The organism is Granulicella cerasi (genome assembly GCF_025685575.1).
Classification (GTDB): Bacteria; Acidobacteriota; Terriglobia; order Terriglobales; family Acidobacteriaceae; genus Granulicella; species Granulicella cerasi.
This window is the reverse complement of the sequence record NZ_JAGSYD010000001.1, coordinates 336,105-351,420: the sequence shown is the minus strand read 5'-3', so window position 1 is coordinate 351,420 and position 15,316 is coordinate 336,105. Positions and strand designations below refer to the sequence as shown.

Genomic DNA, 15,316 nt, shown 5'->3' with positions numbered 1-15,316 from the left:
GCATTCGCGCTATGCGATCAACGCTCGCGGCGCTTCGCGAAGCCCGCGCCCAGCAAGCCAAAGAGCGCCAGAGCCAGCACCACGACGCCGATCACCGCCGCTATCCCGAGCGCGACCGAGGAGAACAGGGCAATAAACGCGCCGGCAAGTGCTCGCAGCACTGCCGTGATCACGCCGATCAGTACGCGCACTAAGCCCACAGCCGCTTGTATCTCCTGTTCCTCGTTGGATGCCGATCAGGAAGATAAGACGAGCCGCGCGCAAAACTGTTTCGCTACGGCACTCTCACTTTCACCAAAGCAAAACAACGAGGACCACGCCAAAGGCACAGTCCTCGTTTGTCGGTAGGCTCTTGTGAAGGGCTGCCGGAAAGCCGCGAGAAGATTTAGGCAGCAGCGGCCGGTACGAAGCCATCGCAGCCGGAAATCGGCGTGACCTTGAGGTGCAGGGAAGCGTGCTTGGGGTGGCCGCATTCATCCAGCAGCGTTTCGGGTGCGCTCTTGCTGGTGACAATGCTTACGAGCGCATCGGTCTTTGCCGCGTGCTCGCCAAAGTGAGTACAAAGTCCGCACTGTCCGTCGTGAATTGCCTGCATGGTAGTTCTCCTTTTCGGATCGAAAATCTGATGTCGTTTACAACTCGTCGAGGAGGATTCCGTCCCCACTGCGATCACTCTAACCACATCAGATTCCCGCGTAAACACTGGGGTTGCGCGACTAAATGAGTCGTACATCCCGCGACCGAAACGGTCGGAAATTCCCACAAAAGTAAGGCCGAAGTTGTCGCCATTTTCGATCCTCAACAAAGACGCGCTTCGACCGAATCGGTCCGAGATGTAACGCGGGTCGCGTATTCTTGACGCATCCCTCTGTTTGTCCGCGAAGGCACATGAAAAATATTTTTTTCCGCACCCTGTCTGCTGCAGCACTTTCGGTCTTGACTCTGCCTGCGTTCGCGCAGAAGACCATCACGGTGGCAGCAGGGCAAAGCGCACAAGCAGCCATTGACTCCGCTTCGACGGGCGATACCGTTCAGTTGGATCCTAGCGGTACCTTTACCGAGCACCTCACCATCATCGGCAAGAGCATCACTCTCGATGGTGGCAGTGCGTCTACGGGCTCATTGCCTGGAGCCATTCTCAAGCCATCCAACACCGGCCCAGCCATCAGCATCTCCGGAGCAGCAGCTTCTGCCACGGTCATTTCGCACCTGAACATTCAAGGCGGTGGACTTCCTGCCAATAGCGGTGGTGTGCATGGCGTGATATCCATCACCAACGCTTCGCCGAGCATTCAATACGACCGCATCGGCGGCTATTGTGCTGGCGTGCTGGCGACGAACTCCAACGTCGCCGTAGCCTGGACGCTCATCAGCGGAACACTCTCGTCAGGCTGCCCCAGCGAAGAAGGCACTGGCAGTGCGATCGTGATTTCCGGCGCAGATCCAAACGCAGCGAAGACGGCGGCGATATTAGGAAACATCCTCACGGCGAATGTGAACTCGCTGCAGTACAGCGGAGACAAAGGCGGTGGCGCCGCCATCAATATCACCAACCAGACGCGGGTTGATATTGACCGCAATGTGATCGACAACAACAAGTCTGCGGGATATGGCGGCGCGATTTACACGGCCTCTACTCCATCGCTCTATATCTCCAACAACATCATCTACAGCAACACAGGACTTTCGGGTGGTCTTGATCTCGTCATCCCGGGCTCATCGGTGGGCGATGTGCAGGGTGTGCTCATCAACAACACGATTGCGTACAACACTGCCACGAGTTCCAATGCTGGCTCCGACGTCTATATCGGTGGCAACCTCGCGCAATACCAGATGGTCAACAACATCATCGTTGGCAACGGTAATGGGCAGTACGCTGTGAACTGCGGCTCAACATACGCGGGCCAGACCATCACCCCGCTTGTTCTCGATCACAACGACTTCTACTCCGTGCCTTCGAGCGGTAACAAGCCCATTGGTGGAGCTTGCACCAGCCCTACGGGTACCTTCGGCAACATCTCAGCGGACCCGCTTTTCGCAGATGTTTCGAGCACCGCACTTTCCAATGGACAAGCGAGCTTCCAACTTCAACAAGGCTCACCCGCGATCGACACGGGCAACAACTCCGGCCTTCCGATTTCAGGCTCAGACTTCTGGGGAGCTGAGCGCTATTTCGACGCCACCTCAAAGGGATACGCTGTCATTGACATGGGCGGCTACGAATATGGCGCATTCCTTACAACGAATGTCTTCACGGGGCCGCAGTTGGTGCTTGAACCTTCAACGTGGACACCCACCGTTGGCGCCTCCGTCACGCTGAACGCATACTTCGGCCAAATCAGTACCTCGGGCACTGGCGTCATTACGTTCTATGAGGACGGCACCAGCATCGGCACGGGGACGATTGTCCCTGCGACTTCGACGGCACCCGCTATTGCAACCTTCACCGTTTCAAGTCTGGCTGCAGGTACTCACAACTTCACGGCCACCTGGCCCGGTGACTCTAACTTCAAATTACCACTGCAAGCTGTCTATATCAACCTCCTCGCCTCCGCAGCAAACGCCACCGCGACCAGCACCACGCTGACCTCTTCGCTCAACCCCTCAAACGTTGGCGACAGCGTCACGCTCACCGCGAAAATCGCGGCGCTTACCGGGAGCTCGACGCCCACGGGCAAGGTCTACTTCATCGACGGCGCGAACTCGCTCGGCAATGCCACGGTGGACTCTACTGGCTCGGCCTCGGTTACCGTCAGCAACTTCACCGCAGGCACGCACAGCATCACCGCAGCGTTTGTCGCGTCGGGCAGTTTTGGCGGGTCAACCGGCTCGCTCACGCAGGTGGTCAACCCCGCTGCGCTGATACCGACAACGTCAGCTAACAACCTGCTCATCACGCCGATCTTTGCAGGGAAGACGACACCGCTCGAAGTGCTGGTGACCAGCACGTCGAGCACCTCAACCATCGCTCCTACAGGTACCGTGACCTTCCTGGACGGAAGCGGCAGAACCATCGGTAGCGCAGCGGTTACGGCCGTTGGCACAACCATGGCCAAGGCCGACATCACGAGCCCGGTTCTTGTTGGTGGAGCGAACGATTTCAGCTGCGTTTACTCCGGTGACAGCGTCTACAGCGGCAGCACGTGCCCGACATGGACCATTACCGCCACGGCCGCTACCTCCGCGCTCACCTTCGTGCTGAACAACGCAGCGCCGCGTGCCCTGACCGCTTTCACGGGTACCGCGCACCTCACCGCGAACGGCCAACCCGTCTCCGGCGCCACCATCACCACGAGCACCGGCGGCTCCGCGGTCACGAACGCGAACGGCGATGCCACGCTCACCTTCTCGCTCGCAGCCGGACCGTACACCATCACCGCCTCCGTTGCTGCGACGACCAGCTATACCGCTGCGCAAGCCGGTGCCTCCGTCACTGTGCTGAAGAACGATACCAGCGGCACACTGATCGCTACACCCACCACGGCCTACGAGACGCAGACGGTGGACGTTGTCGCCACGCTCGCTGACCTCACCGGCACGCCTTCGCCCAGCGGCTCCATCGTGCTCATGGAGGGCTCGACAAATATCGCTGGCGCAAACCTGCCCGCAGCGGTGCTCACCTCCAACACCACCACCGTCGACATCCCGCTGAACACGCTCAGCGTTGGCACACACACGCTTACCGTGACCTATCTGCCGGACACCAACTCGAACGCCCCGGCGACCACCATCGGCCCGGTAACGATCACGGTGTTGCCGTCGAGCTTCACCGTCGCCACGGACCCCACCAGCATCAGCATCCAGACCGAGCACCACAAATCGCTGAACGTGATCGTGAGCTCTGTCGGCAGCTTCTCGGGCAATGTGCAGCTTGCCTGCGCCACACCGCTGCCACCGGTGCTTACCTGCACCTTCGGCCAGTCCACCGTGAACGTCGCGCAGAGTTCCACCGCGTCCACGTCGCTGAAGCTCGAAACCGACGCGGTTCCCAACTTCTACGCCAGCAGCACACAGCGCACACCGTGGCCACAGAACCGCGTGCCGGTCTTCGCGATCACTGGCCTTTTTGCGACCGTCGCCCTCGCGCGCCGTCGTCGCCATATCAGGAACCTGATGTTCGCGCTTGCGGCCTGCGCCTTGTTCACGACCATCAGCGGATGCTCCGGCCACTACCCGGACCACACGCCGCCAGGCACCTACGACATCGTGATCACCGCCACAGGGACACAGGCCAGCGGCGCGAAGATCACGCAGACCACGCACCTCGCGCTGACGGTGACGCCGTAGAGGCAGGTGGTTCGTCGTTCGTGTCTCTAGATTGCGGCGAACCACAAACCGCTCGAATCACTTCTTGTGATTTCACGCTGGAAACCTTCCCACGTGAGATAGCATAAGCAGACCACTCCTCAGGGGCCTGCGCCAATGCATCTGCGCCGTACGCTTGCGCTTATTTTTGCTCTTGCCACGCCTGCGCTTTTCGCGCAGAAGACCATCCGCGTTCCGGCCGATCAGCCCACCATCCAGGCCGGCATCAACGCAACGAACGACGGCGACACCGTGCTGGTGGATGCTGGCATCTATCATGAGTCGATCGACTTTCTGGGCAAGGCAATCACCCTGCGCGCTGCGACGTCGAACCCTGCTGACACCGTCATTGACGCCAGCGGCGCAAACATCGGGGTCAGGTTTCACAGCGCCGAAACCAGAGGGAGTGTCCTCTCCGGCTTCACGGTGCGAGGTGCCGCTAGCGGAATCGTTGCGGAAAACTCCGCTCCCACGATTCTCAATAACACCGTACTCGGGAACTCCTGCAGCGGCATCGTCTCCTCGTACGGCGCGGCAGACATCGAGGGCAATACCGTCTCCGGCACGACGAATGCGAACTCCAGCTGCGAGTTCAAGAACAACGCTCCCATTCTTCTCACTGGCGTCACAGATTCTGGTCTTGCCGGAGCGGGCCTTCAAACCATGGTTGTCCGTAACTTCGTTCACGACAACTCGATGCGCGCGCTTGCCACCACCTCGGAGTCCTATGCTGCTGGCATCGGCGACCTTGGTCAGGCCGCCGTGATTCGGAACAACATCATCCGCGACAACGTTTCCGTAGGAACGGGCGGCGGTCTCGTCGTCGAACCCATCTACGGGAGCTATGACACCACCACGCCGGTAACCATCGTCTCAGGCAATCTCATCACCGGGAACTCAGCAGCCTGCGGTGCTGGAGGTATCTACGTCGGCTTCTTCTCGCCCGACTTCCTTGATCCCATCAAGCTCTTCATCGTCAACAACACCGTCGTCAACAATACCGTCAGCAATAGCTCCTGCCTCAACGTGAACTCGGGCACCGAGGTCTCGCTCTACTGGGATTCCAATCAGATCTACCTGTTGAACAATATCTTTGCTGACACCAGCGGTGCCACCGTGCTTCACTGCGTTGGTTCGGGAATCATGTTGCCGCTCTTTGGCGTGTCCGGGCTCGACGTCGCTGACCATAATGTCTTCTACAACGGCAGCCAGACCAGCTCGTCCATCGAAGACGCCTGCCTCAACTCGCAGCCATTTCTCGCAGCGAGCAGCTTTGCTGCACCAGGCTTCCTTTCGGCGACGGACTTTCATCTCTTGTCGTCGTCTCCCTTCGTCGATCAGGGCAACAACACCGCAGCTCTCTACACCGCGTCTACCGATCTCGACGGGAACCCACGCATCGCTTCATCCACCAGCGCCGCAGCGGTCATCGACCTCGGTGCCTACGAGCGGCCAGGCGCGGCCAACACAGACTCCACGCAAACCACGCTCTCGCCGGACATGTGGAACTACGCGGGCGGAGCCTCCGCCAAGCTCACTGTACAGGTGTCCAGCGCCTTTGGTACGCCCACCGGCGTAGCCCACATTACCCTCGATGGGCAGCCTCTCACTGACGGCACGCTCGACAGCAGCGGAAAATTCGTGGTTTCCGTACCTCGGCTCGTGCCCGGCAAGCGCGTCTTCATCGCCACTTTCGAAGGCTCCGCAGGCTTTAGCCCTTCGGTGTCAGCTCAGGTGATTGTGGCTGTGGCGAAGTACATTCCGAGCATCACGCTTACGGCCACGCCTAATCCGTCCTCAGTCGGACAGAGCGTGCTCTTTCAGGCAAAGATCACCTCGCCAGAGGGAGCCATCCTTTCACCACTCCGCTTTCACCAGGCGAATGACAACGGAGGAACCAACGTGCCCTCCGATGTGACGGGCAGTGCGTCCTTCTCCACCACCTTCAACACGCCCGGAAGCGTCACGTATCTGGTCAGCTTCGATGGCGACGATACCCACAAATCCGCGACGGCCAGCGTCGTGCAGCAAGTTGTCGACGGTAACGCCACGACCACCACGCTGACTTCTTCTTTGAACCCATCGGTCATCAACCAGAACGTCACCTTCACGGCCACTGTCTCCGGCAGCAACGGAAGCCCCACCGGCACCGTCACGTTCTCTGACGGCAGTACCGCGCTCGGCACGGCGACTCTGGCGAACGGCGTCGCCACGTACTCATCGTCGACGCTCGCTGCCGGCACGCACAGCATCACCGCGACGTACAACGCCATCTCGCCCTACGCGTCCAGCAGCGCAAGCCTCAACCAGGTCGTGCAATCGGGCTACGCGACCAACGCCACCATCACCTCTTCGGCCAACCCCTCGCAGCTCGGGCAGAACGTCACCTTCAGCATCGCCGTACTTGCAGGCTCGATCGCTCCCACCGGTACGATCTCGCTCTCCGATAACTCGACGCCGCTCGGCACCCTGACGCTCGACGTTTACGGCAGCGCCCATTACAGCACCTCGACACTGACGCGCGGAACCCACACCATCACCGCCATCTATAACCCGACAGGAAGTTTTGCCGGTTCCACCACGAGCATTCCGCAGGTGGTGAACGGCTACGCCAGCAGCGTCACCGCCGGCCCCATCCAGTCGGGACTCCTCGCCGGCAGCAGCACGACCTTCACCGCGAGCGTCCTTCCCGCCGCCACCGGAGCACCGAGCGCGCCCACCGGCGCGGTCACCTTCGCGCTCGACGGCGTCTCGCTCGGTTCGGTCAACATCAATACCGCGGGAGCGGCGGCGATCCCGTCCGGCATCCTCCACGGCGGCTCGCATACGCTTACCTGCAGCTACGCGGGTGACGGCCTCTTTAACCCCTCCACCTGCGCGCCGACGAGCTTCGCCGTCGCGCAAGCCACCCCGACCTTTACGCTCACGTCGTCGGCGAACCCTGCATACGCTCTCGCACCCATCACCTACGCGGCACGCCTCAGTCTCAACGGCACGCTCGTGCCCGATGTCATCGTCTTCGCGCTCGACGGTACGCCGTTGACCAGCGGACAGGTCAACGCCACCGGTCAGAACCAGATCCAGCAGTCGCTCTCGGTCGGCAACCACACGCTCACCGCCCGCAGCTCCGGGGACAACGACGTCACTGCGGACACGGCATCGGTCGCTCAGGTGGTTCTGCCCAACAACACCTCGCTCGTCCTCAGCCTCGCGAGCGCCTCGATCAGCGAAGGCCAGGACGCCAACGCGACCGTTATTCTCAACGACCTTACCGGCCCCGCAGCCGCCTATGGCTCCGTCACGATCTATGACGGCAACACCGCTCTCCTCACGCTGACGGCACAGCCCGCGGGGACATCCGCACTCAGCGCGGTCCTGATGAACCTCTCCGTCGGCACTCACTCGATCAGCGCCTTCTACGTGCCGAGCGACGGAAACTTCCTGGGCAGCGGCTCCGCGCCGGTCACGCTCGTGGTCAACCCCTCCAGCATCGACCTCACGACGGACCCCACCAGCATCAGCATCCAGACCGAGCACCACAAATCGCTCACCGTCACTGCTCAGTCCATTGGCGTCTTCGCGGGTCCGGTGACGTTCTCCTGTGGTCCTAATCTGCCGCGCGTCCTCACCTGCCGCTTCTCATCTGCAGGCGTCACGCTGACCGCTGGCGGTAAGGCATCCTCTACTCTCACGCTGGAGACCGACGCCGTCGGCAACTTCTACGCCGATGCCCGCCCCGCGCCGCTTTCGCCTCTGCGCCACCCGATCACGGCCCTGGCATCTCTCGTCGGGCTCGGCCTGCTCGCCCGCCGGCGCCGGAAACTCGCCGTCCTCGCAACGCTCCTGCTCGCGCTGACGGCCTCGGCGACGCTGACCGGCTGCACCGGCAAATGGCCAGACCACACCCCTGTCGGCACCTACGACATCGTCCTGACAGCCACCGGCACCCAGCCAAACGGTCTCCAGGCGACGAAGTCCGCCCACCTTAACCTCACAGTCACCCCCTAAGGGAAGCTAGAACTCATTTGCCGCCCGGCTATCGGAAGATAGCTGTGCTGTCGCACTTTTGATGGAGCGGGAAACAAATTCAACCGTGTCAACGCCGTGAGTGGGCCGGGTGCCAACCTTTTTCTACCGAATTGCATATCCTCGGGCGAAATGCCTACGAAATTATGTTTTGCGGTATGAATTGTGGGAAAGCCTTGTACCGCCTTTGCAGGGAATTCTGTCGCGTCACGCTGATTTCACACGCCTTTCATCGTCTGTACAACTTCCATGTGACTTTTGGCACGCGAATTGCACAACCCTGGTCAGTTGAATTCATAGCAACCTTCTCTGCAGTCATCGCAACACGTCGCAACATCATTTTTGGAGAAACATTTGAGACTGACCTCTCGTACTCTTCGCTGGACTCTTGCAGCAACCCTCGTGGCCCCGGTTGTTTCGGGCATCATCCCTGGTATGGTTTCTTCTCTGCACGCGCAGGTCGACTCCGCTCGCCTGTCTGGTACGGTTACCGATTCCACCGGTGCCGTTTTGCCCAATGCCACTATCACTGTGAAGAACTCTGCAACGGGCTTTACCCGTTCGGCTGTGGCGACCGGTCAGGGGACGTATGTCCTGAATGCTCTCCCTGTCGGAACCTACACTGTGGCGGTTCAGGCCGCTGGATTTGGCGAATACAAGCGCACCGTCACGCTAACGGTCGGCGCGCAATCCACGGTGGACGCAAAGCTCGGCGCCAGCTCGACGGAAATCGTTGTGGCGACGGCAGACGATGCAGCTTTCGCGGTAAACACCACGACGCAAGAAGTCTCCACGACGATCACGCCGAAGGAAATGATTGATCTTCCTTCGCTGACGCGTAATCCTTACGATTTCGTCATCCTCTCAGGCGTTACCGCTTCTGATCCAAATGGCACCACGGCTCGCGGTGTTGGAGTAGCTCTCAATGGTCAGCGTTCAGCTGGTACAGAGGTACTCCTGGACGGCGTAGAAAATGCTGACAACTACGACGCGACTGTTGGTATTACGGTTCCGCTTGACGCAGTAGACCAGTACAGCATCATTGTGAACGGCTTTGACGCCCAGTATGGTCGCGCTTCTGGCGGCATTGTGAACCTTGCGACGCGTTCGGGCAGCAACGCTTTCCACGGTAGCCTGTATGAGTTCAACCGTATCTCTGCGCTGGCGTCGAACACATTCGCTGAGAACGCGGCGAACGCGCAGGCTCGTATCGATGGCACCGCGCAGACCCCGCGCGATCACTTCACGCGTAACCAGTTCGGTTACTCGGTAGGTGGTCCGATCATCAAGGACAAGCTCTTCTTCTTCAACAACTACGAGTGGAATCGTGTGCGCTCGTCGGGTCAGCAGACATTTTCGGTTCCGACCGCTGCATTCCTGGCAACGACCTCGGCCGCAACGCAGTCCTTCTTCAACACCTATGGAAAGATCGATCCGTCAACCAAGCTGGGCAGCCCGCTTGCGGCGAACACGAACTTCCAGACGGCCACGGTCAGCGCACCGATCAACGCCGGTGCCGGCGACCCTGTGAACGCCTACTTCGGTGTCACGCGCTTTGACTACACGTTGAACAACAAGATCAACATGTACTTCCGCGCGGCAACGTATAAGGACCAGTACTTTCCTGGCTATGTTTCGCTCAGCCCGTACACGGGCTACAACACCACTGAGAGCGACTTCAACCAGGCATATCTGTTCAGCATCAACTACATCATCACGCCGTCGTTGGTAAGCTCGACCAAGATCAGCTTCAACCGCGTCAACGTCAGCGAGCCTCTCGGCAGCGCCGGTCTCACGCCCAGCGCCTACCTCACCTCGACCGGTGGTGTCATCGGCGGCAACTCGGTAGCCCTGCCGGGTTACCTCCCCACCAGCCCGGGCAACGCCATTCCGTTCGGCGGACCGCAGAACACCTATCAGTTTGTGGAAGATGCGACATGGACCAAGGGCCGTCACACCGTGAAGTTCGGTGGTCAGTTCATCCAGATCCGTGACAACCGCGTCTTTGGTGCCTACGAGTCCGCTGTCGAAGAATTCTCCGCATCAACCTCGACGGCTACGGGAATCACGAACCTGACGAACGGTACCGTCGGCTCTTTTGAAGTAGCTCTCAATCCACAGGGCAAGCTTCCTTGCTCGTATGCCGCCAACAGCACTCTTACAGTGACGGCCGCCTGCTCGCTCAGCAACCCCGCGAGTTCGCCCAGCTTCGAGCGCCAGAATACATTCAACGACGGTAGCGTTTACCTCGAAGACCAATGGAAGCTGACCCCGCGCCTCACAGTTAATGCAGGCCTGCGCTGGGAGTACTACGGCGTACAGCACAACAACAACCGCAACCTCGAGTCAAACTTCTACCTCGGTTCGGGTTCGAACCTCGCACAGCAGGTTCAGTCCGGTCAGGTGAAGACCACGCCCAACTCGCCGGACGGCGGTCTGATCAAGCAGGACTTCAACAACTTCGCTCCCCGCGTGGGCTTCGCGTACGACGTCTTCGGCAACGGCAAGACGGCGATCCGCGGTGGCTACGGCATCAGCTACGAGCGTAACTTTGGCAATGTCACTTACAACACCATCCAGAATCCACCCAACTACGCCGGTGTGGTTGTCAACAATGTCGCTCTGACGAACTCCAACTTTGGTCCGTTCGCAGGTTCGACGGGAACCACTCCGCTGTATCCGGCTTCGCTGCGTACCCTGCAGCAGAACATGCCGACCGCCTACACGCATCAGTACTCGCTCACCATCGAACATGAAGTGGCGGCTGGTAACACTGTCGGTATCACCTACAGTGGTGCGCTCGGCAAGGACCTGTACGCTATCGCGAACCTGAATGATTACGGCATGGGTACTTTCGTTGGCCGTAGCACTGGCTTCGATACCAGCGTTTCTGGTTGCTACTTCTCCGGTTCGTACTGCAACAACCGTGTGAACAACCAGTACGCAGGCATCAATATGCGTGAAGCTAATGCCTACTCCAACTACAACGCGATGAACGTGTACTGGAAGATGAGCGCGCTCAAGAAGTACGGCGTTCAATTCGTTGCCAATTACACACTTGCTCACGCGATGGATAACCTGAGCTCAACCTTCTCGGAGGGCACGGGTAACGATAACCTTGGCTACACCAACGCGTATGCTCCGAACTTGGACTACGGCAATGCTGACTTCGACATTCGCCACCAGTTCTCGATCGGCGGAATCTATCAGCCTGCGTTCCTGGAATTCCGTAACAATCACCTTCTGCACACAATTGCAGGCGGCTTGGAGTTCGCTCCGATCGCCGTGGTTCGTACGGGCTCGGCTTTCACCATCTACGATTGCACAAACGGTTTCACGACTTGCCCGCGCATCCAGGCTGGTCCGGGACTTGCCTATAAGGGGAGCGCGCCAAGCGGTCAGAACTTTGACTCGACTCCGTCGCACTTTACCTATGTCAACCTGCCCGCAACGGCGGCCAACACCTTCGTGAACGCTGAGGGGCTTTCTGAATTCGCCGACAACCTTGGCGGCGTGCAGAACATCGGCATGGACCGTAATCAGTTCTACGGTCCCAAGAACGTAAGCTTTGACATGGGCGTGTACAAGAACTTTGCCTTCGGAGCGGACGACCGCTACAAGGTTCAGCTTCGTAGCGAGTTCTACAACATCCTCAACCACTCGAACTACTACCCGATCGTCTACGGCGGCGTTGCTGACTTCTCGCAGGTCACCAATGTGGGCGTGGCGAAGGGGTCGCCGAACGCTTCACCTTCGTCCACCGACGAACGTCGTAACGTTCAGCTCGCAGTTCGTCTGCAGTTCTAATCAATCAAATGCACTACCAGAGGAGGCCAGCCGAGAGGCTGGCCCTTCTGCTTTCCATACTCGAGCTATCGGCGTAAAAGCGGAAATCCGGCGAACAAAACTCGTATAATCAAAGCTGACCCATGGCTGACGATCAGAACTCTCTCCCTCTCGGCGCGAACCCGAACGATCCTCCTTCGGCGCAGGATGCAAACTCCAACAATCCGCCCCCCGGCGGTGCTGGCGGAGACGGCCCCGGCGCGCCCACGGGCCCCGGCGCGCTCTTCATGAATTCGATCAACCTCGAAGAGGAGATGCGGCGGTCGTACCTCGACTACTCCATGTCGGTCATCATTGGCCGAGCCCTCCCCGACGCGCGTGACGGCCTCAAGCCCGTGCATCGCCGCGTGCTCTACGGCATGCAGGAGATGGGTCTCCAGTTCAACAAGAAGTACACGAAGTCCGCGAAGGTCGTCGGTCACGTGATGGGTAACTACCACCCGCACGGCGACTCGGCCATCTACGACACCATGGTGCGCCTCGCGCAGCCCTTCTCGCTGCGCTACCCGCTCGTGGACGGCCAGGGCAACTTCGGCTCGGTTGACGGCGATCCGCCGGCTGCGATGCGTTATACCGAGTCCCGCATGACCCGCCTCGCCGGCGAAATGCTTGCGGACATCGACTCTGACACCGTCGACTTCACCCCGAATTACGACGAATCCACCTCCGAGCCCTCGGTGCTTCCAGCGAAGATCCCGAACCTGCTCGTGAACGGTGGCGCGGGTATCGCCGTCGGTATGGCGACGAACATCCCGCCGCACAACCTCACCGAAACGCTGAACGCCGCCATCGCTCTTCTCAACAAGGAGAAGGGTGAGGTTCGCTCCGACCTCGAGATCGCGCTCGAGCATGTCAAGGGTCCGGACTTCCCGACCGGCGGCTTCATCTACGGCAAGGGCAACCTCGTCCAGACCTACCGCACCGGCCGTGGGCGCTTCATGATGCGCGCCCGCTGCGCCAAGGAAAACATCACCGGCGGCCGTGAAGCGATCATCGTCACCGAGATCCCATACCAGGTCAACAAGTCGAACCTCATCAAGCGCATCGCCGAACTCGTCACCGAAAAGATCATCGACGACATCAGCGACGTACGTGACGAGTCCGATCGCGACGGTATGCGTATCGTCATCGAGCTCAAACGCGGTGCACAGCACGAAATCGTGCTCAACCAGCTCTACAAGCACACCTCCATGCAGGAATCGTTCTCGATGATTCTGCTGGCTGTGCACAACAACCAGCCTAAGGAGCTCTCGCTCGACGCCGCTCTCTGGGCCTTCCTCGATCACCGCATCGACGTTGTCCGCCGCCGCACCGCCTTCCTGCTCGGCAAGGCCCGCGAGCGCGAGCACATCCTGCTCGGCTACCAGATCGCGCTCGACCATCTCGACACGGTCATCAAGATCATTCGCCAGTCGTCCTCGCGTGCGGACGCTCGTGAGAACCTCTTCGCCTACTTCTCGAACCGCCGCATCAACCTGCGCGGCACGGAGATCGCCGGCGTCTCGCTCGACCCCGCCAAGTACAACATCGACATGAACGCGGGTTCGATCAACGCGCAGCAGGCGCTCACCAACGGTGGCACGCTGATCCTGAGCTACCGCCAGATCGACGCCATCCTCGAACTGCAGCTCTATCGCCTCACCCAGCTCTCCATCGACGAGTTGCTCAATGAGCTGAAGATCGTCCGCGACAACATCGCCGAGTATGAGTCCATCCTCGCCAGCGAAAAGAAGCTCCGCCGCGTCATCATCAAGGAGCTCGAGGACATCCGCGACAAGTACGGCGACGAGCGCCGCACCACCATCGTCGACGAGTCCACCGAGCTCACGCTCGAAGATCTCATCGCCGACGAGCAGGTCGCCGTCACCGTCTCCAACACCGGCTACCTCAAGCGCACGCCCATCTCCACCTACCGCCAGCAGAAGCGCGGCGGCACCGGGCGCCTGGGCATGAAGACGCGCGAGGAAGACGTCGTCGCGCAGCTCATCATCGACTCCACGCACGCGTATCTGCTCTGCTTCACCAACTCGGGCCGCGTTTACTGGCTCAAGGTGTATGAGATCCCCGACGTCGGCGCAGCCGGCAAGGGCAAGGCGATGGCTTCGCTCATCGACCTCCAGCCCGGCGAAAAGGTCGTCACCATCCTGCCGGTCCGCAACCTCGAGGAGGAGAACAAGTACGTCCTCTTCGCCACGCAGAACGGCACGGTAAAGAAGACCGCGCTCAAGGACTTCTCGAACGTCATGGCGCGCGGCATCATCGCCATCGGCATCGATAAGGACGACGAACTCGTCACCGCGCGCATGACCGACGGCGAGCAGGTCATCTTCCTCGCCACGCGCGAGGGCATGGCCATCCGCTTCAACGAGCAGGACCTCCGCGCCATGGGCCGCCCGGCCTACGGCAACAAGGGCATCACGCTCAAGAAGGGCGATTACGTCATCGGCGCCGTCGCCACGCCCAGCAATGAGGCGCGCAACAAGCAGCGTCTCGCCCTGGCCGCGGCCGCGGGTCTCAAGGAGCAGGCGGAAGCCGCGATCGACGAAGCGACCACCTCGGCCGCATCGCAGCCGCTCACCCTCGCCGAAGGCGACGACACCCCGGCAGCCCCGCAGGTTTCGGAAGAAGCCAGCGAGAAGCTCGCGCAGCTCGACGAAAAGCTCGGCCTCACCCCGTGCCTCATCCTCACGGTCAGCGAGAACGGCTTTGGCAAGCGCACGGACGTGGACGCATACCGTCTGCAGACCCGCGGCGGCAAGGGCGTCATCAACATGAAGACGACCCCGAAGATCGGCAAGGTCACGACGATCCAGCTGGTGGACGACACGACGGAGATGATGGTGATCAGCCAATTCGGCAAGATCATCCGCATCGACACGAAGACGGTGCGCGCGGCGGGCCGAGCGACGATGGGCGTCAAGCTCCTCGACCTCGACGACGCCGACAAGGTAGCCGCCGCCATGGTCATCCCCCCCGACCAAGGCCCCAACGGCACCACCGAAGGCGAACTGCCAATTCAGTAGTTGCATTCATTACCAACACAAAGGCCCGGCGTTAGCCGGGCCTTTGTGTGATGATTCCTTCCGCGACGCTATTCCACAGGCCCATCGGAGTAAGGTCACAATAGCGGAACAACGAT

The 15,316-nt window shown here is 60.3% G+C and carries 6 protein-coding genes; 4 read left to right on the top strand and 2 right to left on the bottom strand.

The annotated features are described in order from the left end of the window. Positions 1-17: 17 nt before the first annotated feature. Together OHL11_RS01350 and OHL11_RS01345 are read right to left on the bottom strand one after the other, a co-directional pair. Complete coding sequence (locus tag OHL11_RS01350; RefSeq protein ID WP_263369675.1) at positions 18-191, bottom strand: hypothetical protein; 174 nt, start codon at positions 189-191, stop codon at positions 18-20. 194 nt (positions 192-385) lie between these two features. Then, positions 386-595, bottom strand: coding sequence for a hypothetical protein (locus tag OHL11_RS01345; protein WP_263369674.1), 210 nt, complete (start codon positions 593-595; stop codon positions 386-388). Between the two features lie 293 nt (positions 596-888). Here OHL11_RS01345 and OHL11_RS01340 point away from each other — a divergent pair, with 293 nt between their 5' ends. The 4 genes from OHL11_RS01340 (at position 889) to gyrA (ending at position 15,200) form a co-directional block, all read left to right on the top strand. Then, positions 889-4,287 (top strand): Ig-like domain repeat protein, encoded by a 3,399-nt coding sequence (locus OHL11_RS01340; RefSeq protein WP_263369673.1) that lies wholly within the window; start codon positions 889-891, stop codon positions 4,285-4,287. Between the two features lie 135 nt (positions 4,288-4,422). Beyond that, positions 4,423-8,313, top strand: coding sequence for an Ig-like domain-containing protein (locus OHL11_RS01335; protein ID WP_263369672.1), 3,891 nt, complete (start codon positions 4,423-4,425; stop codon positions 8,311-8,313). A 420-nt stretch (positions 8,314-8,733) separates the two neighbouring features. Continuing rightward, positions 8,734-12,138 (top strand): TonB-dependent receptor, encoded by a 3,405-nt coding sequence (locus tag OHL11_RS01330; RefSeq protein ID WP_263369671.1) that lies wholly within the window; start codon positions 8,734-8,736, stop codon positions 12,136-12,138. A gap of 122 nt (positions 12,139-12,260) precedes the next feature. Next, positions 12,261-15,200 carry a DNA gyrase subunit A gene (gene gyrA / locus OHL11_RS01325; protein ID WP_263369670.1) on the top strand — a complete coding sequence of 980 codons (2,940 nt, stop codon included), beginning with the start codon at positions 12,261-12,263 and terminating at the stop codon, positions 15,198-15,200. The last annotated feature ends 116 nt before the right edge of the window (positions 15,201-15,316 follow it).

What these genes read in the sequence shown, in the direction of transcription:
- OHL11_RS01340 (WP_263369673.1), top strand. Translation starts at nt 889, where the DNA reads ATGAAAAATATTTTTTTCCGCACCCTGTCTGCTGCAGCACTTTCGGTC.
- OHL11_RS01335 (WP_263369672.1), top strand. Translation starts at nt 4,423, where the DNA reads ATGCATCTGCGCCGTACGCTTGCGCTTATTTTTGCTCTTGCCACGCCT.
- OHL11_RS01345 (WP_263369674.1), bottom strand. Translation starts at nt 595, where the DNA reads ATGCAGGCAATTCACGACGGACAGTGCGGACTTTGTACTCACTTTGGC.
- gyrA (WP_263369670.1), top strand. Translation starts at nt 12,261, where the DNA reads ATGGCTGACGATCAGAACTCTCTCCCTCTCGGCGCGAACCCGAACGAT.